Origin of the sequence: Streptomyces sp. RPA4-2 (genome assembly GCF_012273515.2) — a bacterium.
Lineage (GTDB): Bacteria > Actinomycetota > Actinomycetes > Streptomycetales > Streptomycetaceae > Streptomyces > Streptomyces kaempferi.
The window spans coordinates 4,144,977-4,169,711 of the sequence record NZ_CP050975.2 but is presented as its reverse complement, the minus strand read 5'-3'; the positions used below and the strand labels follow the sequence as shown (position 1 = coordinate 4,169,711).

21 protein-coding genes and 1 pseudogene are annotated in these 24,735 nt (G+C 71.9%); 12 read left to right on the top strand and 10 right to left on the bottom strand.

Features of this window, described 5'->3' with window-relative positions; genetic code table 11:
• Nucleotides 1–34 precede the first annotated feature (34 nt).
• Entirely contained in the window at nt 35–1,336 is a 1,302-nt protein-coding gene (locus HEP85_RS18115; protein ID WP_168528671.1) for an ABC transporter substrate-binding protein, read from the bottom strand.
• 117 nt (nt 1,337–1,453) lie between these two features.
• On the opposite strand from HEP85_RS18115, the gene HEP85_RS18110 reads away from it, so the two are divergent.
• A complete protein-coding gene (locus HEP85_RS18110) occupies nt 1,454–1,954 on the top strand; it encodes a hypothetical protein (protein WP_168533752.1) in 501 nt (166 codons plus the stop codon).
• A gap of 72 nt (nt 1,955–2,026) precedes the next feature.
• On the top strand, nt 2,027–2,920 hold the full coding sequence (purU, locus tag HEP85_RS18105; protein ID WP_168528670.1) for a formyltetrahydrofolate deformylase: 894 nt from the start codon (nt 2,027–2,029) through the stop codon (nt 2,918–2,920).
• Between the two features lie 205 nt (nt 2,921–3,125).
• Here the strand turns inward: purU and HEP85_RS18100 are convergent.
• Nucleotides 3,126–4,356 (bottom strand): annotated as a pseudogene (locus HEP85_RS18100) (zf-HC2 domain-containing protein).
• Between the two features lie 275 nt (nt 4,357–4,631).
• The gene (locus HEP85_RS18095) at nt 4,632–5,213 is read right to left on the bottom strand and encodes a sigma-70 family RNA polymerase sigma factor (RefSeq protein ID WP_168528669.1); all 582 of its coding nucleotides are present in this window, start codon (nt 5,211–5,213) and stop codon (nt 4,632–4,634) included.
• A gap of 360 nt (nt 5,214–5,573) precedes the next feature.
• On the opposite strand from HEP85_RS18095, the gene HEP85_RS18090 reads away from it, so the two are divergent.
• Together HEP85_RS18090 and HEP85_RS18085 are read left to right on the top strand one after the other, a co-directional pair.
• Nucleotides 5,574–5,948 (top strand): STAS domain-containing protein, encoded by a 375-nt coding sequence (locus HEP85_RS18090; RefSeq protein ID WP_148008956.1) that lies wholly within the window; start codon nt 5,574–5,576, stop codon nt 5,946–5,948.
• Nucleotides 5,949–6,140: 192 nt separating this feature from the next.
• Nucleotides 6,141–6,653 (top strand): EF-hand domain-containing protein, encoded by a 513-nt coding sequence (locus HEP85_RS18085; protein WP_168528668.1) that lies wholly within the window; start codon nt 6,141–6,143, stop codon nt 6,651–6,653.
• Here HEP85_RS18085 and HEP85_RS18080 read toward each other — a convergent pair.
• Entirely contained in the window at nt 6,637–8,169 is a 1,533-nt protein-coding gene (locus HEP85_RS18080; RefSeq protein ID WP_168528667.1) for a class I adenylate-forming enzyme family protein, read from the bottom strand. The two genes, HEP85_RS18085 and HEP85_RS18080, sit on opposite strands and share 17 nt — an antisense overlap.
• A gap of 134 nt (nt 8,170–8,303) precedes the next feature.
• Between HEP85_RS18080 and HEP85_RS18075 the strand changes: the two genes are divergently transcribed.
• The 4 genes from HEP85_RS18075 (at nt 8,304) to HEP85_RS18060 (ending at nt 12,581) form a co-directional block, all read left to right on the top strand.
• A complete protein-coding gene (locus HEP85_RS18075; RefSeq protein ID WP_168528666.1) occupies nt 8,304–9,497 on the top strand; it encodes an amidohydrolase family protein in 1,194 nt (397 codons plus the stop codon).
• A 7-nt stretch (nt 9,498–9,504) separates the two neighbouring features.
• Nucleotides 9,505–10,659: an acyl-CoA dehydrogenase gene (locus HEP85_RS18070; RefSeq protein ID WP_168528665.1), complete on the top strand. Its 1,155-nt coding sequence runs from the start codon at nt 9,505–9,507 to the stop codon at nt 10,657–10,659.
• Between the two features lie 9 nt (nt 10,660–10,668).
• The gene (locus tag HEP85_RS18065; protein WP_168528664.1) at nt 10,669–11,628 is read left to right on the top strand and encodes an acyl-CoA dehydrogenase family protein; all 960 of its coding nucleotides are present in this window, start codon (nt 10,669–10,671) and stop codon (nt 11,626–11,628) included.
• Nucleotides 11,629–12,104: 476 nt separating this feature from the next.
• Nucleotides 12,105–12,581: an ATP-binding protein gene (locus tag HEP85_RS18060; protein WP_211118015.1), complete on the top strand. Its 477-nt coding sequence runs from the start codon at nt 12,105–12,107 to the stop codon at nt 12,579–12,581.
• A gap of 399 nt (nt 12,582–12,980) precedes the next feature.
• Here HEP85_RS18060 and HEP85_RS18055 read toward each other — a convergent pair whose 3' ends face one another.
• Complete coding sequence (locus HEP85_RS18055; protein WP_168528663.1) at nt 12,981–13,916, bottom strand: cyclase family protein; 936 nt, start codon at nt 13,914–13,916, stop codon at nt 12,981–12,983.
• A gap of 96 nt (nt 13,917–14,012) precedes the next feature.
• Between HEP85_RS18055 and HEP85_RS18050 the strand changes: the two genes are divergently transcribed.
• From HEP85_RS18050 to HEP85_RS18040, 3 genes are read left to right on the top strand one after another with little or no spacing between them, the layout of a single operon-like run.
• Nucleotides 14,013–14,924, top strand: coding sequence for an SDR family oxidoreductase (locus HEP85_RS18050; protein ID WP_168528662.1), 912 nt, complete (start codon nt 14,013–14,015; stop codon nt 14,922–14,924).
• A gap of 36 nt (nt 14,925–14,960) precedes the next feature.
• A complete protein-coding gene (locus tag HEP85_RS18045) occupies nt 14,961–16,118 on the top strand; it encodes an acyl-CoA dehydrogenase family protein (protein WP_168528661.1) in 1,158 nt (385 codons plus the stop codon).
• Between the two features lie 29 nt (nt 16,119–16,147).
• Complete coding sequence (locus HEP85_RS18040) at nt 16,148–17,197, top strand: Zn-dependent alcohol dehydrogenase (RefSeq protein WP_168528660.1); 1,050 nt, start codon at nt 16,148–16,150, stop codon at nt 17,195–17,197.
• A 51-nt stretch (nt 17,198–17,248) separates the two neighbouring features.
• Here HEP85_RS18040 and HEP85_RS18035 read toward each other — a convergent pair whose 3' ends face one another.
• On the bottom strand, nt 17,249–18,319 hold the full coding sequence (locus HEP85_RS18035; protein ID WP_248001977.1) for a GlxA family transcriptional regulator: 1,071 nt from the start codon (nt 18,317–18,319) through the stop codon (nt 17,249–17,251).
• 107 nt (nt 18,320–18,426) lie between these two features.
• Between HEP85_RS18035 and HEP85_RS18030 the strand changes: the two genes are divergently transcribed.
• Nucleotides 18,427–19,707 carry an MFS transporter gene (locus tag HEP85_RS18030; protein ID WP_168533746.1) on the top strand — a complete coding sequence of 427 codons (1,281 nt, stop codon included), beginning with the start codon at nt 18,427–18,429 and terminating at the stop codon, nt 19,705–19,707.
• 2 nt (nt 19,708–19,709) lie between these two features.
• Here HEP85_RS18030 and HEP85_RS18025 read toward each other — a convergent pair whose 3' ends face one another.
• The 4 genes from HEP85_RS18025 to HEP85_RS18010 form a co-directional block, all read right to left on the bottom strand.
• A complete protein-coding gene (locus HEP85_RS18025) occupies nt 19,710–20,567 on the bottom strand; it encodes a hypothetical protein (RefSeq protein ID WP_369657751.1) in 858 nt (285 codons plus the stop codon).
• 140 nt (nt 20,568–20,707) lie between these two features.
• Complete coding sequence (locus HEP85_RS18020) at nt 20,708–21,346, bottom strand: flavin reductase family protein (protein ID WP_168528659.1); 639 nt, start codon at nt 21,344–21,346, stop codon at nt 20,708–20,710.
• Between the two features lie 63 nt (nt 21,347–21,409).
• Nucleotides 21,410–22,252, bottom strand: a complete 843-nt coding sequence (locus HEP85_RS18015; protein WP_168528658.1) for an enoyl-CoA hydratase/isomerase family protein — start codon at nt 22,250–22,252, stop codon at nt 21,410–21,412.
• 64 nt (nt 22,253–22,316) lie between these two features.
• Complete coding sequence (locus HEP85_RS18010) at nt 22,317–24,542, bottom strand: acetate--CoA ligase family protein (RefSeq protein ID WP_329288487.1); 2,226 nt, start codon at nt 24,540–24,542, stop codon at nt 22,317–22,319.
• Between the last annotated feature and the right edge of the window lie 193 nt (nt 24,543–24,735).

The window sequence follows — 24,735 nt, the reverse complement described above, 5'->3', positions numbered from 1 at the left end:
GCCGGATCATCCGGCGGGGCGGGCCCCAGGCGTTTCAGTGCTGGTCCGCGTTCTCCAGTGTCTTCGCCTCGTTGACGAATCCGCCTTGCGCGGAGACCAGTTGACCGCCCCGCACCACCTGGAACGTGACATGGGCGTTGACCAGGCGCGGGAAGTCGACGGCCGCGATCAGGTCCTCGAAGCGCCAGCTGAGTGTCGGGGTGAGCCGGTCCGTGGTCACCTTGAGGCCGTTGTCGAGGGTCTGCCGGATCGCGTTCGAGGTCACGTCGCCGCCGAGCGACTCGACGATCTTCTTGAACACGTTGTACGCGATCCAGGTGGTCTGCACCCCGGCGTCCGCGGGGTCGATCCGGTTGTCGCCGAACGCCTGCTCCTTGATGACCTTGCGCATCGGGTCCCAGCGCGGGTCGCTGGCCACCGGGTACCAGCCGGTGACGTACGCGCCCTCGTAGGGGCCCGACTTCCCGCCGCTGGCGTCGATCCGCGACTGGTCGACGCTGCCGAGCACCGTGCCCGTCCCCACCTTCCGGTAGTCCGCGCGGCCGCGCCGGAAGGAGTCCATGAAGGTGTCCGTGCGGTCCCCGAGCGCCGTCACCACGCACCCCGTGGTCTGCGGGTTCACGGTGGCGCGCTCGAGAGCACGCTTGGCCTGCCGGGAGTACTCGGTCGCGTCCTCGGCGGCGCGCTGGTCCTCGGCGGGCGCGTGCTGCTGTGACTTGAGGCCCGCGTCGAGCAGCACCGGGAGCTGGTCGCCCGCGACGGTGTCGGGGCGGATCAGCGACACCGGGCCGCACTTCTTGCCGAGCTGCTGCCCGAGACCGGCGAGCAGCGCGGGCGCGCCCCCGTTGATCGGGTAGGAATCCGGGCTCGTGAACTCGTCGTCGGTGACGCCGTAGCCGCCGATGTACGGGATGCCGGCGGCCTCCAGCGGAGCCAGGAACGAGCGGCCGTGCTGGCTGTACGAGCCGACGACGGCGACCACGTTCTCCTTGGCCGCGCGCCGGGCGCACTGCGCGGCTCCCACCGTGTCGTTGTGGTCGTTGCAGGTCAGGACGGTGAGCTTGTGGCCCTTGATGCCACCGTGCGCGTTCACCCAGCGGGCGTAGGCCTCGGCCATGGCGGGCATGCCGGGCTTGTTGGTCGCGGCGGTGTCCTGAGGGGCCCAGGTCATCACCTTGATGGTGTCGTCCCCGGAACCTCCCATGACACCGGGCACGACCCCGCAGCCGACGGCGAGCGACGCGCACGCGACCAGCGCGGCCGCGGACAGCGGTCTGGCCCTGGCGGGTCGGGGGCGGGTGGGTGAGGTGGTGCGGGTACGTCGCCTGCCGGTCATGGACACGCACGATTCCCCCACATCACAAACCCGTGTGTGACCCCCGGTCAACACGAGGTGACATAGGGGTGAATTGGAGGGGCGGATGATCTGCTTTTCATGAAGAACGTACGATCGGTGACCGTGCAAGGTTCGGAGAACTCTTCCCGTCGCGGCCGTCGCTCCCCCACCATGGGCGGCATGCCACTGAACGACATGCCGTGGTGGCGCTGGCGCAGCAATGTGCGCTCCGCGCTGCACATGCTCTCCGACCCCGCCTTCCAGCGTGATGTCTGGCTCGCCGGGGTCGACGGATACGGGGACGTCACCGACGCCGTGTACCGGCTGGTCGAGGACACCTGGCTGGACAACTGGTCCGCCGAGAAGTACGTCGGCACGATCTTCCGGGACTCCCAGGAGGCGGCCCTCGTCGACACCGCGGTGCTCCGCGTCCTGCGGATCGTGCACCAGGTCGGACCCGACGCGCCCGTCTCCGCGTACGTCGACCACGCGGCCTGGCCGGAGGCGGTCCGGGCCGCGCGGGACGCGCATGTGCGACTGGCCGCGAGCGACGGCGAGGACCCCGACGTCCCGCCGCGGACGCTGGAGGTACTGCGGATCATGACGCGCTCGGCGTAGCGCTCCGGCGCGGGCGTCCGCGTGGCGGGACGGTCGTCCGTCGCGGGGGCCCCGTATGGGACCCTGTGCCGCATGAACGAGCAGTCCGTGCGTGCCGTCGAGCCCGCCGCCGAGCCCGCCGAGCAGTACGTCCTGACCCTCTTCTGCCCGGACAAGAAGGGGATCGTGCACGCCGTGTCGAGCTACCTCTTCATGACCGGCTGCAACATCGAGGACAGTCAGCAGTTCGGCGACCACGACACGGGCCTGTTCTTCATGCGCGTCCACTTCTCGGCGGAGTCGCCGGTGACCGTGGACAAACTGCGGGCGACCTTCGCGGCCATCGGTGACTCCTTCCACATGGACTGGCAGATCAACCGGGCCGAGGACAAGATGCGCATCGTCCTCATGGTCAGCAAGTTCGGCCACTGCCTCAACGACCTGCTGTTCCGGGCGCGGACCGGGGCGTTGCCCGTCGAGATCGCGGCCGTGGTGTCCAACCACACGGATTTCGCCGAGCTTGTGGACTCCTACAACATCCCCTTCCACCACATTCCGGTGACCAGGGACACCAAGGCGCAGGCCGAGGCGGAGCTGTTGGAGCTGGTCAGGGCCGAGGGCGTCGAACTGGTCGTCCTGGCCCGCTACATGCAGGTGCTCTCCGACGACCTGTGCAAGCAGCTCAGCGGCCGGATCATCAACATCCACCACTCCTTCCTGCCGAGCTTCAAGGGCGCCAAGCCGTATCACCAGGCGCACGCCCGGGGCGTCAAGCTCATCGGCGCCACCGCGCACTACGTCACCGCGGACCTCGACGAGGGGCCGATCATCGAGCAGGAGGTCGAGCGGGTCGCCCACCACGTGACACCCGACCAGCTCGTCGCGCTCGGCCGGGACGTGGAGTGCCGGGCGCTGGCGCGCGCGGTGAAGTGGCACGCGGAACGCCGAATCCTCCTGAACGGCCGCCGCACGGTCATCTTCGCCTAGGCCGGCTGCCCCTGCCTGGGGGCCGCATCGGCCTTGAGGGCCTTGCCCTCAATCGCCGGACGGGCTGGGTACCTCAGCCCGTCCGGCGTTTGAGGACGAGCCCTTCGGGCGATGCGGGGGTCCAGGGGGCGCAGCCCCTTGGCGGGGGTCTGGAGGCGGAGCCCCCAGGGACGGAACGCCGGGGGCGAGGAAACGCCCCCGGCGCCTACATCCGGCTCAACGCCGCCGCGGCGAACAGCACATCCCTGATCGCCTCCCGGTCACCGACCTGCCCCGCCGCCGCTTCCTCCGGCGACACGTGCCCGGCCGCCAGCCGGCAGAACTCCACCCCGTCCAGAGCGACATGAGCGACCTCGTGCTCGGCGGACGCCACAGCGGCTTACGAGTCGAGCGGGATCAGCCACTCCCCACCCCCCGCCCCCTCGATCTCCAGCCGGAGACTGCGCCCGGGCGCCCCCGCCGCGACCAGATGACGCGAGGCCGGAGCCGCCCGCCCCGCCCGCCGCCGCTCGGCCAGCGACATGGGCAGCATCCGCGCCGCGAGATCGATCATCCGGTGCAGATGCCGCGGCGGCCGGCGGCTCGTACGGATAGTCCACCGCGTCCGCGATGTCCCCGGCGTGCACCCAGCACTCGAAGGCCCGGTCCAGCATCGAGTCACGGAGCGGCAGCGCGAAGCCGCCGTAGGACACGGCGAGCCGTCCGGAACCCCCGCCGGCGAACGCCACCGTACGGACGAGATGGTGGCTCTGCTCCCGCCAGGGCCCGCGCACGGCCCGGGTGGGCGGGAAGTGCGAGGCACGCCAGTAGGCCTCGGTGCGCCCGGTGGGCGTCGCGGCCTCCGGCACGGCAGGGTCCGGCCCCTCCGCGGCGGCCGCCGCCTCGGCCCCCGCCCGTACGCGCGCGGCGGCCCCGCCGAGCGGATCGTCCAGGCCCAGCGCGACCCCGACCAGCCCGTCCACGCTGAGCAGATGCGCGATCACCCCGGCGACCGTCGTCCGACGGCTCACCGGCCCGTCGTCCTCGAACCAGCGCAGCCGAACCGGGGCGTGCCACTCCGCGTCCGCTATGTCCTGCAGCAGCGCGTCGAGCCGCGCGGTCTCCGCGTCGTAGGGTGCCGCCCACTCGGGCACCGGGATGCGCGGCGGACGCCGGTCGAGGCAGCTCTCCAGGACCCGGGTGCGCAGCGCGGGGTCGAGGTCGAGGCTCTCCGGCGGATGCAGCAGCCCGACCGCCCCGCGCAGCCGCAGCGCCTCGTCGGCGCACGCACCGCACTCCCCGAGATGCTCCTCGACCGCGGCGGTCTCCTCGCCCGAACACGCGGCCAGCGCCCACGCGCCGAGAAGCGACTTCAGCACCCGGTGCTCCAGGACGAGCGGCGCGGGCGCCGGCAGCGGCAGCCCGGTGTCCTCGACGGACGAACGCGGCGTCGGTATGCGCGACGGCTGCCCGACACCGGCGGAACCGCCCGAACCGCCGCCGCCCCCGGCGCCGAAGCCGCCGTCACCGGAGCCGCGGGCGTCGCCGACATCGCTGTCACCGCCTTCGGACCCAGCGGGACCACGGTCCTTCCCCTCGTACGACGTCTCGTGTTCCTTCCCCGGGCGCTCCTTCTCCTCGCGCTCCCAGTGCTCCTCGCGCTCCATGCGTTCCCGGGGCCCCTTGCCGGCCTCGTGCTCGTCGAAGCCGTCGGACCGGCCCGCTCCTTCCGTCACCGCGCACCCCCGAACCCGGGCGGCCCGCCGGGGGACCCGGCGTCGTGGGCGGTGGACAGCAGTTGCAGGCCGAGGCGGAGCCGGCGCCGGGCCTCGTCCTCGGTGACGCCGAGATCGGCGGCGGCCTGGCGGTAGTCGCGGCGCTGGAAGTACGCCAGCTCCAGCGCGGCCCGCAGCGGGGTGGGCATGGACGTGACGATGTAGTCCGCGCGGGCGGCGACGGACGCACTGCGCACCTTGCGCTCCAGCTCCTCGGTGGTGCCCCCGCCCTCCAGGGCGAGCGCGGCGGTCTCGGTCGCGCGCAGCCGCTGAACGGCGAGCCGATGGGTCAGCGTGGCGACCCAGGACCGCAGCGGGCCCTGTTTCGGGTCGTACGACTCGGGGTTCTCCCAGACGTGGACGAACACCTCGCGGGTGATCCCGTCGGCGGCCCGCTCGTCGCCGAGCACGCGGTGCGCGAGGCCGTGCACCAGGGAGGCGAACCGGTCGTAGAGCTCACCGAGCGCCGCCGCCTCCCCGCGTGCGAGCCGCTGCTGCATCTTGCGGTCCCAGCGGGGCGGTGCGTCCTTCGCCGCCATACGGCCCCCTCGCGCCTGCTCGTGCCCGGTGTGTCTGTGCGTGTCCAGCCTGTGCGCATCGCTGTCTCGAATGTAGTCGGCACGTAGGACAGCGCACGCCCCTTTACGCCAACGTGCGCCCCTGGGCGGGCCGGGAATGGTAAAAGCCCCTCACTTACCCCGCACATCCGATCGAATAAGACCGTACGTGACCAACATGCGACCGAAACAGTTCGCTCGTTCAGCATTTTCGACCGTAGACCGACGTTTCATCGATCGCGGTCCGGTGTTTCATGGAACGACGGTTGGGCAGCCGCGCTGAAAGGAAGCGTAGGAACTGCTTCCGTTTCCTGGTGGGCGAGGCGAGCGAGAGGCGACGCGGTGACGCTCAAGGTGACCGACGGCGAACTGGGCGGATGGGCCGTGCTCCGGGTGTCGGGCGAGATGGATCTCGCGACGTCACCGGTGCTGCGCCAGCGGGTGCACGACGCGGTGGCGGAAGGCCGCCGCAGTCTGGTCCTCGACCTCTCCGAGGTCCTCTTCTGCGACTCCAGCGGTGTCGGCGTCCTGATCGCCACCCGCCGGCTGGTCCGCTCCTGTCAGGGCCGGCTGCGCCTGATCCTGCCGGCCCAGGGAGCCGCCGACGGTTCGCACGTCAACCGTGTCCTCGCGGCCCTCGGCGTCCGCCGTCTCTTCGACGTCTATCCGGACGCCCTCACGGCCGTCGACGAGGAGTCGAGCCCGCTCTCGGCGTGAGATCCCACGGGTCACGCCCCACGTCCGACCGGCGCCGCGGTGCGCCGCGGAGTTGTCCAAGAATTCCTGCGGTCTTGGTACAAGCGTCGTTTTCCGGCTCCCTTCGCGGCCGGGCCGTCGTACGCTCCCTGCCAGATGAACCCGCAGTCCGGCACAGAGTCCGGCCGAGTCGTAAGGCGGTCCGAGAAGGCCATGGTCAGTACCGAGTACGAACGCAGGATTGCCGCCCGTTTCGCGGGCTTCGACCAGGACGGCAACGGCTACATCGACCGGGAGGACTTCAACGCGGCGGCGAAGTCCGTCCTCGCCGAGTTCGGTACGGCGGCCCGGTCCGACAAGGGCCAGGCCCTCTACGTGGGCGCGGAGGCGTTCTGGCAGGGCATGGCGGGGATAGCGGACCGTGACGGAGACCAGCGCATCAACCGGGAGGAGTTCGTCAACGGCGCCGTGAAGCGGCTGCGGGACAACCCCGACCGCTTCGGGGAGATCGCCCGCCCCTTCCTGCACGCGGCCCTCGCCGTCGCGGACACCGACGGGGACGGAGCGGCCACGGTCGAGGACGCCGAGCGCGTGCTCAGGGCCCTGGGCGTGAGCGACGAGATCGCCGCACTGGCGGCCGGTGCCCTCGACACGGACGCCGACGGCCGGATCGGCGAGTCGGAGGTCGTGACCGCGTTCGCCCGCTACTTCACGGTGCCGGAGTAGCCCCCGCCGACCCGGCCGGCCCCGAGAACCGCTCCCGGAGCCGGTACTTCAGCACCTTCCGCAGCGTCTCGTTGCGCGGAAGGGCCTCCATCACCTCCAGCTGCTCCGGCAGCTTGTGCACCGAGAGCCCTTCCGCGCGCAGGTACGAGACCGCGGCCGCGAGCGTCAGCGGCGCCGCCCCGGGCGGCTGTTCGACCACCGCGCAGACCCGTTCCCCGCGTTCGGCGTCCGGCAGCCCGATCACCGCGACGTCACCGACGGCCGGGTGCCGGTGCAGCAGGTCCTCGATCTCCTTCGCGGAAATGTTCTCGCCCTTGCGGATGATGACGTCCTTCAGGCGCCCGGTCAGGACGAGGTGCCCGCTCTCCGTCAGATGGCCCACGTCACCCGTGATCAGGAACCCGTCCGGGTCGAAGGCCTCGGCGGTCTGCGCCGGATCCAGGTACCCCTGACAGACGGCCTCGCCGCGCAGCCGTACCTCCCCGTCCACGATCCGTATCTCCATGCCCTGCGGAGGCCTGCCCTCCGTGGTCGCCAGGTTCTCGGCGGTGTCGTCCGGCGCCCCCATGGTGATCATCGGGACCTCGGTCATCCCGTACCCGTGGGTGAGCTGCACGCCCATCTCCCGCACGACACGGTGGTAGACCTCGGGCGGCTTGGGCGCGCCGCCGCCCGCCAGCAGCCGCAGCGTGGGGATCACCGGCCGGCCGGGCGCCTTGCGCTGCTCGGCCAGGAACATCGAGTAGAAGGCCGTCGAACCGCCCGCCACCGTCACCCCGTGCGCGCGGTAGTCCCCGAGCGCGGCGGGCAGCGCGAAGTGCTCGAACATCACCGCGGGGAATCCGTACAGCAGCAGCATCACGGTGTAGTCGGGCCCGGCGATGTGCGCGTATGGGAAGGCCATCGAGCCCACGTCCTCGGCCGACAGCCGCAGCGCGTGCGCCAGGCAGGAGCCGCCCGCGATCAGCGAACGGTCCGTGTGCAGGACGCCCTTGGGGTCGGAGGTGGTGCCCGAGGTCCAGTAGATCCAGCGCACGGAGGTGCCGTCGGCCGGCGGTGGCGGGAGGACGCCGGGATCACCGTCCGGCAGCACGTCGTACGCCTCGAAGACGCCCTTCGCGCCGAGCCGCCGAGCCATCGCCGTGTGGTCGAAGCCCCGCCACTCGCCCGGTACGGCGAAGTACTCGGCCCTGGACTCCCGCAGCGCGAAGCCGACCTCGCGGTCCCGGTAGAAGGGGATCACGGGGGACTGGACGGCGCCCAGACGCGCCAGCGCGAAGGACAGCACGGCCGTCTCGATGCGGGTGGGCAGCTGCCAGGCGACCACCGTGCCGGGGCGCACGCCCCTGTCGTACAGGCCCGCCGCCACCCGCTCGGCCCGCTCCCGCAGGGCGCCGAAGCTCAGGGAGCGGTCGCCCTGGAGGAGGACGGGCCGGTCGGGGGTGAGGCCGGCGCGGCGCTCGACCAGTTCCCAGAGGGTGCGCGAGGCGCCCAGAGCGTGTGCGGTGTCGTTCACGACGGCCCCCTGTAGCTGACGGGTTGTCAGATCCAATCGGGAGCGTAGGCCGCACCGCCTTGTCGGTCCATAGGCGCGGAGCTAGCCTGCTATCTGACGGGTCATCAGATACGTATGCCAGGCGGAGGCCACTCATGACGGAACTGCCGCGGATCGTCAGCGTCGACGACCACGTGATCGAGCCCGCGCACCTCTTCGAGACCTGGCTGCCCGCGAAGTACCGCGACCGCGGGCCGAAGCCCCTCACGGCCGGCATCGGTGAGCTCGCCTACGTCGGCGGCAAGTACCGGATCACCATGGACCCGGACGGGCCGCCCACCGACTGGTGGATCTACGAGGACCTCAAGTTCCCGTACAAGCGCAACATCGCCGCCGTCGGCTTCGACCGCGACGAGATGACCCTGGAGGGCATCACCCGCGCGGAGATGCGGCGCGGCTGCTGGGACCCCGCCGAGCGCCTCAAGGACATGGACCTCAACCACGTGGAGGCCAGCCTCTGCTTCCCGACCTTCCCGCGCTTCTGCGGCCAGACCTTCGCCGAGGCGCACGACAAGGAGGTGGCCCTGGCCTGCGTGCGCGCCTACAACGACTGGATGGTCGAGGAGTGGTGCGGTGACAGCGGCGGCCGCCTGATCCCGCTCTGCCTCATCCCGCTGTGGGACATCGGCCTGGCCGTCGCGGAGATCCGGCGCAACGCGGAGCGCGGCGTGCGCGCGGTGACCTTCTCCGAGATCCCCACCCACCTGGGCCTGCCCTCCATCCACTCCGGCCACTGGGACCCGTTCTTCGCGGTCTGCCAGGAGACCGGCACGGTCGTGAACATGCACATCGGCAGCAGCAGCCAGATGCCCGCCGCCTCGCCGGACGCGCCGCCCGCCGTCCAGGCGTCGCTGTCCTTCAACAACGCGATGGCCTCGATGATGGACTTCCTCTTCAGCGGAGTCCTGGTGAAGTTCCCCCGCCTCAAACTCGCCTACTCCGAAGGCCAGATGGGCTGGATCCCGTACGCCCTGGAGCGCGCCGACGACGTCTGGGAGGAGCACCGCGCCTGGGGCGGCGTCAAGGACCTCGTCCCGGAGCCCCCGTCGACGTACTACTACCGCCAGATCTTCTGCTGCTTCTTCCGCGACAAGCACGGCGTCGCGTCCCTGGACGTCGTCGGCCGCGACAACGCCACCTTCGAGACCGACTACCCGCACGTCGACTCGACCTTCCCGCACACCAAGGAGGTCGCCCTCGACCATGTGAAGGGCCTCGACGACGAGACGGTCCACAAGCTGATGCGCGGCAACGCGATCCGCATGCTGGACCTGGACCTGGACAGGTAGCCGGCCCGTGGACCTCACGTACACCCCCGAGGAGGAGGAGTTCCGGGCCCGGCTGCGCGAGTGGCTCGCCGAGGCGATCCCGGCGCTGCCCCCGAAACCCTCCCCGGACGACTGGCCCGGCCGGCGCGCGTACGACCTCGGATGGCAGCGGACGCTGTACGACGCCGGGTACGCCGGACTGCACTGGCCCCTCGACGCCGGGGGCCGGGGGGCCACGCCGGTCCAGCACCTGATCTACCTGGAGGAGTCGGAGAAGGCGGGAGCCCCCTACGTAGGGGCCAACTTCGTCGGGCTGCTGCACGCCGGGCCGACCATCGCCGCCGAGGGGACCGCCAGCCAGCGGGCCCGCTGGCTGCCGCCCGTGCTGCGGGGTGAGGAGGTCTGGTGCCAGGGGTTCAGCGAGCCGGACGCGGGCTCGGACCTCGCGGCGCTGCGCACGCGCGCGTGGCGCGACGGCGACGACTACGTGGTGAGCGGGTCCAAGATCTGGACGTCCCACGCGGAGGTCGCCGACTGGTGCGAGCTGCTGGTGCGCACCGACCCGTCCGCACCGAGGCACCGGGGCATCTCCTGGCTCGCGATGCCCATGGACGCCCCGGGGATCACCGTCCGCCCGCTGCGCACGCTCGCGGGGTCGGCCGAGTTCGCGGAGGTCTTCCTCGACGAGGTGCGGATACCGGTCGCCCACCGGGTCGGCGCCGAGAACGACGGCTGGCGCGTGACGATGGTGACGCTGTCGTACGAACGCGGTACCGCCTTCGTCGGCGAGGTCGTGGCGTGCCGGCGGGTCCTGGGTGAACTCGCCCACGCGGCGCGCGGCAACGGCCGCTGGGACGATCCGGTGCTGCGGCGGTGGCTGGGCAGGCTCAACGCCGAGTTCCGCGCGCTGTGGCGGCTCACCCAGTGGAACGTGAGCGAGGCGGAGCGGACGGGGGGAGTGCCGGGCGTCGGCGGCTCGGTCTTCAAGCTGCGGTACTCGCACGCGCGCCAGGAGCTGTACGACGCCGCCGCCGAGGTCCTCGGCCCGGAGGCACTGGACCTGGACCGCGAGTGGACCCGCGACCGCCTCACGTCCCTGTCCTACACCATCGCGGCCGGCACCTCGCAGATCCAGCGCAACATCGTGGCCGAACGCATCCTGGGTCTGCCGAAAGGGCGGTGAGCTCACTCCGTGGACTTCCAACTCACCGAGGACCAGCGCGCCTTGCGGGACGGCGTACGGGCGCTGCTGGCGGGCCGCTTCGGGCCGGAGGCGCTGCGGGCGGCGGTGGCCCGCGGCGGCCGGGGTCTCGACCGGACACTGTGGCGCGAGCTGGGCGAGGCGGGCTTCTTCTCACTGCGGCTGCCGGAGGCGGACGGCGGTGTCGGACTCGGGCTGCCCGAGGCGGTACTGGCGTTCGAGGAGGCGGGCCGGGTGCTGCTCCCGGGCCCGCTGGTCGCGACGCATCTCGCGGCCGGCGAGGTGGCCGGGGCGGCGACCGGCGAGACCGTGGTCACCGCCGTGTACGGCGGCCTCGTGGAATGGCTGGACGAGTCCGACGCGGTACGGGACGCCGCCGGGAGCACGGCCGGGGACGGTGCCGCCGGTGCCGTGCCGCTCACCTCGGTGGACCCGCTGACACCGCTGCACCGGGTACCCGGGGGTCTCCCCGTCGATCCCCCCGGCGATGCCAGTCCCACCAGCCCCGCAGGCCCCACCGGTCCTTCGGATCCCCTCGCCACGCTCCTCACCTCCGCCGAGCAGCTCGGCAACGCCGCCCGGACCTGTGAGGCGGCGGTGCAACACGCCCGGACCCGCGAGCAGTTCGGGCAGCCGATCGGGGCCTTCCAGGCGGTCAAGCACCTGTGCGCGCAGATGCTGGTGCGGGTGGAGCTGGCCCGGGCCGCGGTCTACGCGGCCGCCGTGACCGCCGACCCCATGGACATCGCGGCGGCCCGGCTGCTCGCGGACGACGCCGCCGTGCGCGGTGCCCGTGACTGCCTCCAGGTGCACGGCGGTATGGGCTTCACCTGGGAGTCCGACGTCCATCTGTATCTCAAGAGGGCATGGGTGCGGACCCGGCGGGGTGGTCCGGCTACGGAGAGTGAGGAGTTGCTGGCGGACGATCTGGTGGCCGGAGCGGGTCGATGAGGCTCTGTTCAGGCATGCTCCGGGGCGGGTCGCGTCGAATGTCACGGATCGTGGCATATCGGCATCACAGAGCGTTGATATCGGGTTGTGTCCTACGCGTGACTTGTCACGGCCTGGAGTCGGCGCCGTGCTCCGGTACCTTGTGTGGGATGCGAGCGGTTCCGAGACTGAGCCATCCCGGTGTTGCCCCTGAGGCCGCGCCGGATCCGGCGATGCTCGCCGTTCGCGAGGCGGTCCGGGACCCCGTGACCGCCTGTTCGACTCCCCGTGGCGAGCGTCGCACAGTATCCCGCACGCGTACTCCTTCGCGCTGGAATATGCCCGAAGCGCTTGTTGGGGTGACTGTACGTCAACCATGCTGTCTCTCAAGGGAATCACGTTCCGTGATCCTGGTTCTGGTCATGCAGGTCATGGCCACGATCGTGGCCCTCGTGAGGCGCGAGGCGATGTGTCCGCCGGTTCGGATGGTGTGAACGGTGCAGGTGCTTCAAGTGCAGCTGGAGATCCGGCCCGACCCCGCAGAGGTGGGGCGAGCCCGGAGATGGGCCCGGTCGAGGCTCGCCGGATCAGGCATAGAGGCCGATGAGCCGCTCGCCGAGACGCTGATCCTGCTCGTCTCCGAACTCGTCACCAACGCCGTGGTGCACACCGGGTGTCCGGCCGTACTGCGTCTCTCCCTGCCGGGCGTCCCCGGTGAGTCGCTGGGCACGGTCCGCCTGGAGGTGGCCGACTCCAGCGACTGCCCCCCGCGGCCCCGGCACGCCGAGGGCGACGAGACCAACGGCCGCGGCCTGGAACTGGTCGACGGGCTCGCGGACCGCTGGGGCTGGAACCCCGAGGGCGTCGGCAAGAGCATCTGGTGCGAGGTGGACCGCTGCACGCCGGTCGCGAAGGCCTCGGCCTCCTATGTGACCTACCAGGGCTTCGCCTACGAGGCGTACGAGGCCGTCTGACGCGTGCACGGTTCGTGCATGTATGCAGGAATCCCGGTTCTCCGGCAGTGGGCCGAGCCGAATGCGCCGGGTCGTGCTTCTCTGCGCGCCGACACAAAGGGCGCATAAGTGATAATCCCCCGAACGGGTGTTGACGTGACGTGTCCGTTTGATCACGCTTATGGACAGCGATGCGCCGCGAGGGGACGGCGAGGGTTCCGGTGACGGGAGCCCTTGGCGAGTGCGGATCGTGATTCGGCGTCGGCTCCTTCGGGGTCCTGAGGGGCAGGGTGGGTGCGCCGGAGCCGGATGGCGGCGCGCGTTGCCGTGCTCGGGGCGAGCAGTGACGCGCCGCCAGTCGACTCTTTCCGTTGCCTTTTGTCGTTTCTTTCCGGTCCCTTTTGTGCGGGTATGTGCCATCTACAGCAGAGCGACGGGGGCGACCGGGGTGCCCGTGCCACCCACGAAGGGTTCGGGCATCGCCGACAGCAGGAACGAGTAGCGGCCTTCTTCTCCACAGGCTGTGGACAACTCTTCGAGATTCCAGTTCTGGCCTTGCGGCATCCCCATCTCGACCAGGTCGAGGGCGTGCACGGGCAGCCAGAGGTCCTCGATCTCGGGAGGGAAGATCTCGAACGTGAGGGTGTCGTTCGCGACCGCCGCGACCTCGCGCGCGTGGAACCACTCCGGCGTGCGGACGGACAGCCCCGGCGACGGATACCCGTACCCGTGCTTGTCGCCCGCCAGGCAGACCTGGATCTGACCGGTCCGTACGAGCACGATGTCGCCCGACCGCACCCGGGTGCCGGCCAGTTCCTCGGCGGCGTCCAGATCCTCGGGGGTCACGGCGTGCCCGCCGTCCAGGCGGTCGACGCCCCGGGCGCGGGCGACGTCCAGCAGCACGCCCCGCGAGACGATGTGCCGGGGCTTGTCGATGCCGCCGAACGCGGCGCCGCCGTGCGGGGTGATCGTGCCGGCCGGACGGCCGTTGTAGAGCTTTCCCGAGTGCGAGACGTGGGCCAGCGCGTCCCAGTGGGTCGCCGCCTGTAGGCCCAGGGTCGCGGCGTCGTCGCTGCACGCGACGGTGCCGGGGCCGAAGACCTCCTGGTTGATCTGCACCATGACGTGCAGCGGATTGACCCGCCCGGGGATCATCCCGGTCTGCACCCCGTCCTGCTGGAGGGGGAGCGCGAGGGGGACGCGGCGGCCCGAGCGGACCCCCGCCGCGGCCCGGCGCACCACCTCGTCGGTGATGAGGTTCAGGGTCCCGATCTCGTCATCGGCACCCCAGCGCCCCCAGTTGTTCACGCGCTTCGCGATCTCGTGGAAGGCCGGGTGGAGCGTCGGCAGTGACATGAGTCCTCCCCGAGGGCTTGTCTCCGGGTAACTGACGGGTCGTAGAATCCGAGTTGAATCTAACGGACCGTCAGAAACTGCGGGAAGGGGCCGGACGTGGGGAACTTCTTGGCAGGCCAGGTCGTCGCCGTGACGGGAGCGGGGCGCGGCATAGGCCGCGCCGTCGCGCTCGCGGCAGCCGGTGAGGGGGCGCGCGTCGTCGTCAACGACTACGGGGTCTCCGTCGAGGGCGCCGAGCCGACGAGTTCGGTCGCCGACGCCGTGGTCAAGGAGATCGAGGCGGCGGGCGGGGAAGCCGTCGCGGTGGCCGACGACATCTCCACGATGGCGGGCGGGCAGCACGTCGTCGACGCCGCGCTCACGGCGTACGGGCGGATCGACGGCGTCGTGTGCGTGGCCGGCATCCTGCGCGAGCGGATGCTGTTCAACATGTCCGAACAGGAGTGGGACCCGGTCGTGGCCACCCATCTCAAGGGCACGTTCACGGTCTTCCGGGCGGCCTCGGCCGTCATGCGCGCGCAGGGCTCGGGAACGCTGATCGGCTTCACCAGCGGCAACCACCAGGGTTCCGTGGCGCAGGCCAACTACAGCGCGGCCAAGGGCGGGATCATCTCGCTGGTCCGCAGCGCCGCACTCGGCCTGCACAAGTACGGGGTGACGGCGAACGCGGTCGCACCCGTGGCCCGCACCCGCATGTCGGCCAACGTCCCCATGGAACTGACGGAGATCGGCGAACCGGAGGACGTCGCCGCGCTGGTGGTCTACCTGCTGTCGGACCGCGCCCGGCAGGAACGGATCACCGGACAGGTGTACACGATCGCCGGACCGAAGATCGCGGTGTGGGCGCAGCCGCGGGAACTGCGGGCCGGGTACGCGGAGGGCGCCTGGACCCCGGAACGGATCGCGGACTTCCTGCCGGGCACGGTGGGGGTGGATCCGATGCCGCTGCTGGAGCGGGTGGAGGCGATGGCGCGGGCGGCGGCACAGAAGTCGCGGCCGAACGCGTGAGGGTGGCGTGGTGCCGGCCGACTGGGAGGACGACGCGTGGAGTTCGGATTCGATGCCGGGGACGAGGTCTTCCGGCGTACGGCGCGGGACTGGCTGGCGGCGCACCATGTGGGTGATCCGGGCCGCCGGGACTGGGAACGGGAGCTCGGACGGGACGGCTGGATCGGCCTCGGATGGCCCGAGGACGGATACGGGAACCGGCGCGCGAGCCTGACCCAGCAGGTCGTCTGGGCCGAGGAGTACGCCCGTTCGAAGGCTCCCGCCCGCTCGGGTCACATCGGCGAGAAACTCCTCGCCCCCACCCTCATCGGCCATGGGACGGCGGACCAGAAGGCCCGCTTCCTGCCCCCGATCGCCCGCGGGGAGGAACTCTGGTGCCAGGGCTACAGCGAGCCCGGCGCGGGTTCCGACCTCGCGGGCATCAGAACGACGGCCGTACGGGAAGAGGGCTCCGCGCCCGCACGGACGTACCGCGTCAGCGGCCAGAAGATCTGGACCTCGCTCGCCCACGAGGCGGACTGGTGCTTCGTCCTGGCCCGCACCCGGCCGGACGCCCCGCGGCACCACGGCCTGTCCCTGCTCCTCGTCCCGATGGACCAGCCGGGCCGCGTCGAGGTCCGCCCGATCCGCCAGCTCACCGGCACCAGCGAGTTCAACGAGGTGTTCTTCGACGGCGCGCGGGCGCGGGCCGAGCACGTCGTCGGCGGCGAGGGCAACGGCTGGCGGGTGGCGATGAGCCTGCTCGGACACGAGCGCGGCGTCTCGACACTCGCTCAGCAGGTCGGCTTCGCGGCGGAGCTGCGACGCGTGATCGAGACGGCCGTCGCGACGGGCGCGGCCGGTGATCCGGTCGTCCGCGACCGGCTGGTGCGCCTGTGGGCGGAGCTGCGCACGATGCGCTGGAACGCCCTGCGGACGCTGGGCGGTTCGGGCGACGTGGGCGCGCCGAGCGTCGCCAAGCTGCTGTGGGGCGGCTGGCATCAGCGGCTCGGTGAACTCGCGGTGCAGGTGCGGGGAGCGGAGGCGGCGACCGGCCCGGTGGACTGGTCGGCCGCGGCACCGTACGAACTCGACGCGTTCCAGCACCTGTTCCTGTTCAGCCGGGCCGACACCATCTACGGCGGCTCGGACGAGATCCAGCGCACGATCATCGCCGAGCGCGTGCTCGGTCTGCCGAAGGAACCCAGGGGATAGCCCCCGGGGACGAGAGGGGAGCCGGTGCGATGCGAGGCGTGATCTTCGACGGCAAGCAGACCCAGGTCGTGGACGACCTGGAGGTACGGGATCCGGGACCCGGCGAGGTGCGGGTCGCCGTCTCCGCGGCCGGACTCTGCCACAGCGACCTCTCCGTGGTGGACGGGACCATACCTTTCCCCGTTCCCGTGGTGCTGGGCCACGAGGGCGCCGGGGTGGTCGAGTCGGTGGGCGCGGGCGTCACCCACGTCCGGCCCGGAGACCATGTCGCACTGTCCACACTCGCGAACTGCGGCGCGTGCGCGGAGTGCGACCGGGGACGGCCGACGATGTGCCGCAAGGCGATCGGCATGCCGCGGCAGCCGTTCACGCGGGGCGGGCGGCCGCTGTACCAGTTCGCCTCCAACTCGGCCTTCGCGGAACGGACGGTGGTGAAGGCCGTCCAGGCCGTCCGGATACCGGAGGACATCCCGCTGCCGTCCGCCGCGCTGATCGGCTGCGGGGTGGTGACGGGCGTGGGCGCCGTCCTGAACCGCGCGCGGGTGGACCACGGGGAGAGCGTCCTCGTGATCGGCACGGGCGGCATCGGGCTCAACGTGATCCAGGGGGCCCGGATCGCGGGCGCCCTGAAGATCGTCGCGGTCGACTCCAACCCGGCCAAGGAGACGGTGGCCCGCCGGTTCGGCGCGACCCATTTCCTCACCTCCACCGAGGCCGTCCGCGAGATCCTCCCCACGGGCGCGGACCACGCCTTCGAATGCGTCGGCCGCGTCGAACTCGTCCGCCGGGCGATCGACCTGCTGGACCGTCACGGCCAGGCGGTGCTCCTCGGCGTACCGCCCGCCACCGCCGAGGCGTCCTTCCTCGTCTCCGCGATGTACCTGGACAAGTCGATCCTCGGCTGCCGCTACGGTTCGTCCCGCCCCCAGCGCGACATCGCCCTCTACGCGGACCTCTACCGCGAGGGCCGTCTGCTGCTCGACGAACTGGTCACCCGGACGTATCCGGTCGAGGACTTCGACAAGGCGGCCCAGGACGCGCACGAGGGGAGGGTGGCACGCGCGGTACTGACGTTCTAGGCAGCGCGGAGGCGGTTGTGTCCACGGGCCGGGGAGATCCACCGGGGCCGGTCAGCCGACGGCGGCCACCCGCGCGGTACCGAGTCGCGTGCCACCGCTGCGGTCACCCCCGGCCGGCCCGCCTCCGGCCTCCCGGCCCGAGGAGCGGAAGGTACGGCGGTACGCGGTGGGGGTGACCCCGAGCACCGCCTGCAGGTGCTGCCGCATCGACTGGGCCGTGCCGAAGCCGGCGTCCCGCGCCACCTGGTCGACCGACAGATCGCTGGACTCCAGCAGTTGCCGGGCCCGCTCGACGCGTTGCAGGGTGAGCCATTGCCCGGGGCTGACGCCGACCTCCTCGCGGAAGCGGCGTGTGAAGGTGCGTACGGACATGGACTCCTGCCCGGCCATGTCGCGCAGCTGGATCGGCTCGCCGAGGCGGCCGAGTGCCCAGGCGCGGGCCGCGGTCGTGGTGGCCGCCTGCGGCTCGGGGACGGGCCGCTGGACGTACTGCGCCTGGCCGCCGTCGCGGTGCGGCGGCACGACGGTCCGGCGGGCCACGTCGTTGGCGACGGCCGTCCCGTGGTCACGGCGGACGATATGGAGGCACAGGTCGATTCCGGCCGCGACGCCCGCGGAGGTGAGGACGTTCCCGTCGTCGACGAAGAGCACGTCGGCGTCGACCTTGATCCGCGGGAAGAGCCGCTGGAAGTGCTCGGCGTGCGACCAGTGGGTGGTGGCGGGGCGGCCGTCGAGGTATCCGGCGGCGGCGAGGACGTATCCGCCGGTGCAGATGGAGACGAGCCGGGTGCCGGGGCGGATGTGGGCGAGGGCGGCGGCCAGTTCGGGGGTCAGGACGCCCTGCTCGTGGACCGGGCCCAGTTCGTAGGAGGCGGGGACGACGACGGTGTCGGCGGTGGCGAGCGCCTCCGGCCCGTTCGCGACGAGGACGGCGAAGTCGGCGTCGGTGGCGACCGGACCCGGCGGCCGGACCGAGCAGGTGACGACCTCGTACAGGGATCGTTCCTCGGCGTCCCGTGACTTGCCGAAGATGCGCTGCGGGATGCCGAGTTCGAAGGGCAGCAGCCCGTCGAGGGCGAGCACGACGACGCGGTGGCGGCGGAACGTACCTCGAGGGTCCATGGCCCGATCCTAGCGAATACTGACCTTCCGGCCACTCGTTCGGGAAAGCCGCGGGAGCGAAGCTCTATGGCGTGACCCAGACAACCGACGCCGTGGACGCCGCTGAGATGCCCTCCGTCCCCGGGCGAACCCGGATCCACCGTGCCTGGTTCGTCGCCGCCGTCACCTTTGTGACGATCATCGGAGCCGCGGCCTTCCGTTCACTGCCGGGTCTGCTGATCGACCCGCTGCACCAGGAGTTCCACTGGTCGCGCGGCACGATCGGCGCGGCGGTGTCGATCAACCTCGCGCTGTACGGACTGACGGCGCCCTTCGCGGCCGCGCTGATGGACCGCTTCGGCATCCGGCGCGTGGTCGCGGTCGCCCTGATGGTGATCGCGCTCGGCTCCGGGCTGACCGTGTGGATGACGGCGGCCTGGCAGCTGCTGCTCTGCTGGGGCCTGCTGGTCGGACTGGGCTCCGGCTCGATGGCCCTGGCCTTCGCGGCGACGGTCACCAACCGCTGGTTCACGGCGCGCAAGGGCCTGGTGACCGGCATCCTGACGGCGGCCTCGGCCTCCGGCCAGCTGATCTTCCTGCCGGTGCTCTCCTGGATCGTCACCGAGCACGACTGGCGCCCGGCCGCGGTGACGGTCGCCCTCGCGGCGCTCGCGGTCGTCCCCTTCGTCTGGCTGCTGCTGCGCGACCACCCGGCGGACGTCGGTCTGAAGCCCTACGGGGCGGCCGAGTTCGTGCCGAAGCCCGCGCCCGTGCAGGGCGCGGCCCGGCGTGCCGTGACCGTCCTCCTCTCCGCCGTCCGCACCGGCCCCTTCTGGCTGCTGGCCGGCACCTTCGCGATCTGCGGCGCCTCGACGAACGGCCTCATCCAGACGCACTTCGTGCCCGCGGCCCACGACCACGGGATGCCGATCACGGCGGCGGCCTCCCTGCTCGCGGTCATCGGGGTCTTCGACGTGGCCGGCACGATCGCCTCCGGCTGGTTCACCGACCGTTTCGAACCGCGCCGGCTGCTCGCGGTCTACTACGCGCTGCGCGGGGTCTCGCTCCTCTTCCTCCCCATGCTCATGTCCTCGACCGTGCACCCCCCGATGATCTTCTTCATCGTCTTCTACGGCCTCGACTGGGTCGCCACGGTCCCGCCGACCCTGGCCCTGTGCCGTGAGCAGTACGGCGAGGACAGCGCCATCGTCTTCGGCTGGGTGCTCGCCTCCCACCAGATCGGCGCGGCCCTCGTCGCCTTCCTCGGCGGTGTCGCGCGGGACGCGTTCGGCTCGTACGACATGGTCTGGATCGCCTCGGGCGCGCTGTGCGCGGTGGCGGCGATGATGGCGCTGGTCATCCGGCGGCGGCCGGTCGCCCCCGTGCTGTCCGTACGGACGGCCGTCTGAGGTCAGAGCGCCGGAAGCCGGTCGTACGTCTTGAAGGTGTACCGCGCGGACAGGGTGATCGCGTTCCCGGCCCCTCTCGGCAGGCCGAGCCGGTCGTCGACGAGCCGGCCCAGCGGGCCGCAGCCGACGGCGGCCGGGGCGGTGAAGGTGTCGTCGTACGCGTCGAACCTGATGACCGGCGGGTCCTGGGAGACCCACTCGGAGTCGCCCGCGCGCCGCAGACGGAGTTCGACGGGGGCGTCACCGCCTATGACGCAGCCGCGCGGCAGCACAGGACTCAGGACCCGGAAGCGCAGGGTGAACAGGCCCAGGCTGTTTCCGGTGGAGTGGAAGTCGGACCTGCCGCCGTACTCAGGACGCAGGGCCAGGGGCGACAAGGGGCCGTGACCTGTCGTGCCGGTGCCGAGGAGGCCGCCGGGGACGGCGGTCGAGGTGGAGCGCAGCGCGCCCCAGACCTGCCCGTCCGTGCCGTCCGGCAGCGGGCCCTCGGCGTGGGTGACGGTCATCGGCGCCAGCTCGGGAACCGTCCTGCTGCCGAGGGTCAACGAACCGGTGGCGGTGAGGACTTCGCACTTCCAGCGGGCCGCGTCGACGCCGGCCGGGATGTCGGGGCAGTCACCGAAGTCGTACGGGACGACGGGGTGCGCGCCGGTGGCGATGTCCGCGGTGGTGGCGACGCTTAAGCAACGGTGGCGGCGGGGGTGGCGTCCGCGGCGATGGTCACGGTGGTGGTGGGGGTGGCGGCGTCGGCGGGGGGAGCTTACCGTGGCGGTGATCGTGGTGGCGAGGGCGGCGGCGAGGGCGAGCCCGGCGGCCCCGCGACGGACGGCCGAGGGGTGTTTCTCAGCGGTGATCTCCATGCCCTTCAGCGTGCCGTCGGGCACCTCGGGCCGGCCACCGGGAAGCCCCTCGGTCTACCCTGATCCGCCCCTGACACCAAGTCAGGGCGTGCCCCTGACAGCCATGAACGGCGCGGTGCGACGGGCCTTGCCGACGCGGCTCAGACGAAGCGTCCTCGGTGGAACAACAGCGGCGAGACGCCCGCGCCGTCGCCCGCGTCACCGTCCGCGCCTCCGTCACCCGCGCCGAGCGCGTCCACCCGTCCCACCACGATGAGATGGTCCCCGCCCGTGTGCACCGCGTGGATCGTGCAGTCGATCCAGGCCGCGGTCCCCGCGAGGCGGGGCGCCCCGGAGACGGGTGCCGCGTCGTACCGGACGCCCGCGAACTTGTCGGCCCCGCTCACCGCGAACCCACGGCACAGGTCGCCCTGGTGCGCGCCCAGTACGTTCACGCAGAAGACGCCGGCGCGGGCGATGCGCGGCCAGGTCGTCGACGTACGGCCGACCATGAAGCAGATCAGTGGCGGGTCGAGGGAGAGGGAGGAGAAGGACTGGCAGGCGAAACCGGCCGGTCCCGCCGCCTCCCCGGGCGCCTGCGGTGCGGTGATGACGGTCACGCCCGTCGCGAAGTTCCCCAGCACCCGCCGGAACTCGCCGTGATCGACCGGCGCCCGCTCGTCCTCACCGACGGCGCGCAACTCCGGCCGCGGCAGCGTCTCGACCGGGCCCGCGACGGCGGGAGCCCCGGCCGACCGGAGATAGCGCACGGCCGCTGCCGCCATTCCTGCGTGTCCCATCACACCGCTCATTGAACCTGACGATGCATCAGATAGGAAGGGGTGGCCGACCGCCGAGGGCTCTCACCGCCCCCGGTACTCCGCCGCCCGCCGCTCCACGAAGCTCGCCACGCCTTCCTTCGCGTCCGCCGTCGTCATGTTGATCTCCTGGGCGGCCGCCTCCGCGGCGAAGGCGGCGGTGCGGTCGTTGTCGAGGGAGGCGTTGACCAGTTGCTTGGTGAGGGCCAGGGCGCGGGTCGGCCCGGCGGCCAGGCGTCCGGCCCACTCGCGTGCGGTCTTCTCCAGGTCCTCGGGCGGGACGACGCGGTTGACGAGGCCGAGCCGTTCGGCGTCCCTGGCGGTGAGCGCGTCGCCGAAGAACATCAGCTCCTTCGCGCGCTGCGGCCCGATGAGACGCGGCAGGAGATACGCCCCGCCGCCGTCGGGAACCAGCCCGCGGCGCACGAACACCTCGATGAACCGGGCCGGTTCGGCGGCGAGTACGAGGTCGCAGGCGAGGGCGAGATGGACGCCGAGGCCGGCCGCGGTGCCGTTGACCGCCGCGATCACCGGCTTCTCGCAGTCGAGGACGGCCGCGACGAGCCGCTGGGCGCCGAGACGGAGGGTGCGGGCGACGTCGCCGGGGATCCGCTCGCCGGCCGCGGGCGCCCCTCTCAGGTCCGCGCCCGCGCAGAAGCCGCGTCCCGTCGCGGTGATCACCACGGCCCGCACGTCCGGATCCGCGGACGCCGACGCGAGCAGCGCGATCACGCGTTCGCGCTGGTCCCAGGTGAGGGCGTTCATGGTCTCGGGTCGGTCGAGGGTGATCCACGAGACGGCGTTGTCAGTGGCGTGGCGTATCAATGAGTCGAGGGACTTTTGAGGGGATCGAACGGAATCGGACGGTTCGCGAGAGGAGTCGGGCATGGGGGTGCTCCGGTTCGTACGAGGCGTGGTCGGCGGTGGGTGGCGCGGTGGGTGGCGCGGCGGTTCAGCGGCACACCACCAGGGCGTCCAGCGCCACCGCCCCCTGCCCTCTGGGCAGCACCATCAGTGGATTGACGTCGAGCTCGGCGATGTCGTCACCGAGCTCCAGCGCCATCCGCTGGACGCGCAGGACGACCTCGACGAGCGCGTCCACATCCACCGGCGGCGCCCCGCGCACGCCGTCCAGGAGCGCCCGGCCGCGCAGCTCGCGGAGCATCCCCCGGGCCTGGTCCTCACCGAAGGGCGGCACACGGACGGCCGTGTCCCGCAGCACCTCGACGAGGACGCCGCCGAGCCCCACGGTCACGGTCGGCCCGAACAGCCGGTCGTGCGTGACCCCCACGACCATCTCGACGCCCCGCTCGACCATCTGGCACACCAGCACCCCGTCCAGCGAGATCCCCTCGTAGCGCGCGATGTCGGTCAGCTCGCGGTAGGCGTCCCTGACCTGGCTGGCGGAGGTCAGCCCGATCTTCACCAGGCCGAGTTCGGTCTTGTGGGCGATCTGCGCGCCGGAGGCCTTCATGACGACCGGGTAGCCCACCAGGCCGGCCGCGCGCACGGCCGCCGCCGCGCTGGTCACCAACTGCTCGCGCGGCACCCGGATCCCGTACGCGCGCAGCAGCTGTTTCGCCGCGTGCTCGCTCAGCTGCTGACCCGGCCGCATCAGCGCCTGAGCCTTGCGGAAGGAGGGCGAGGGGGTGCGGGGCGCCTCGTCGAAGGGCGAGCGGTACGCGGCGACGAACCGGTGGTGCTCCAGATAGGCGCGCACGGCGGTGATGCAGTTGGCGAACGTACGGAAGGTGGCGACCCGCGCCGACCCGAGCAGCGTCTCGCGGTAGGCGGCCTCGGTGCCGACCGGCGACCCCCACACCACGCACACCAGCTTGTCCGTCCGCTCCGCCGCGTCCACCAGGTCCTGCGCGAGCTTGTCGCTCATCGGCGGGAAGGGGCCGGTGATCGGGCAGATCAGCACCCCGACCGCGGGATCGGCGAGGATCGCGTCGATGATCTTCGGGCCGCGCCAGTCGCCGACCGGGTGCCCGCCGTTGTCGACGGGGTTGGCCACGCTCAGGTACTCGGGTATCCACTGGTGCAGCTCGGCCTGCTTGGCCGCCGAGAGGTCCGGCAGGCGCAGCCCCGCCGCCGTCGCCAGGTCCGAGAAGTGCGCCCCCGTGCCGCCGGAGATCGAATAGACGGCGACCCCGTCGGCCAGCGGAGCGCGGGCGCGGGCCAGCAGGGCGGCCGTGTCCTGGAGTTCGTCCAGCCCGTCGACGCGGATCACGCCGTACTGCCGCATCGCCGCGTCCACCACCGTGTCGGCGCCGGTCAGCTTGCCGGTGTGGGAGGCGGCGGTGCGGGCGCCGGCCTCGGTGCGGCCGACCTTGACGGCGACGACGGGCACCCCGCGCCGGGCGGCGCGGTCGGCGGCGAGCAGGAAGGAGCGGCCGTCCTTGAGCCCCTCGACGTAGCAGGCGATGGCGCCGATCTCGGGCCGCTCGGAGAAGTAGGAGATGAAGTCGGCGGTCTCCAGGTCGGCCTCGTTGCCGGTGGGCGCCCAGTGGGAGAGCCGTACGCCCAGTTCCTGCATCGCGAAGACCGGGCGCCCCTGGTGGCCGGACTGGGTGATGAGGGCGACCGCGGGCCCTTCGAGGTCGTCGCGGAACCGCTCGAAGGCGTTGAGATTGGTGTTGGGGCCCAGCAGCCGCAGGCCGGAGCGGCGCACGGCGGCGGCGAGCCGGTCCTGCGCGGCCGCGCCCTCGGCGCCGGTCTCGGCGAACCCGGAGGCGAAGGCGACGGCGAACTTCACCTTGGCCTCGCTCAGTTCACCGATCACGGCGAGCGGGTCACCGACCAGGAGCACGGCCAGGTCGACCTGTTCGGGCAGCTCCGCGACGGAAGGGAAACAGGGCAGGCCGAAGACGGACCGACGGGTGGGGTGCACCGGGTGCAGCCGGGCCCCGACCCGCTCGGCCCAGGCCATCAGCTGCCGGGTGATGCCGGTGTTCGGCCGTCCCTCGGTGTCCGAGGCGCCGACGACGGCCACCGACCCGGGGCGGAAGAAGCGGTCCAGATCCGGTACGCCGGCGTACAGCGGGCGTCCGCTGACGTCGAGGTCGTCGACGTCGGCCGGCCGGCCGTGCACGACGGGTGAGGGCTGCTCGCCGCAGGCGATGACCCGGGCCCGGCGGGAGTCGGTGGTGAGGGTGCCGTGGGTTGATCCAAGCATCGGTCCGCCCGCTCCTGTGTGACAGCCAATTAACTGACGCTGTGTCAGATTACTTAACTGACGGCCTGTCAGGAACAGTCGTGCAAGCAAAGCCGCCCGCGTGCGGTGTGGGTCGTGCGCCCGTGGGTGTGCGGGCGAGTGCCCGGACGACCGCTCGGGGAGGTGTGTGGCGGGTGCGCGGCAGGCGGACGGG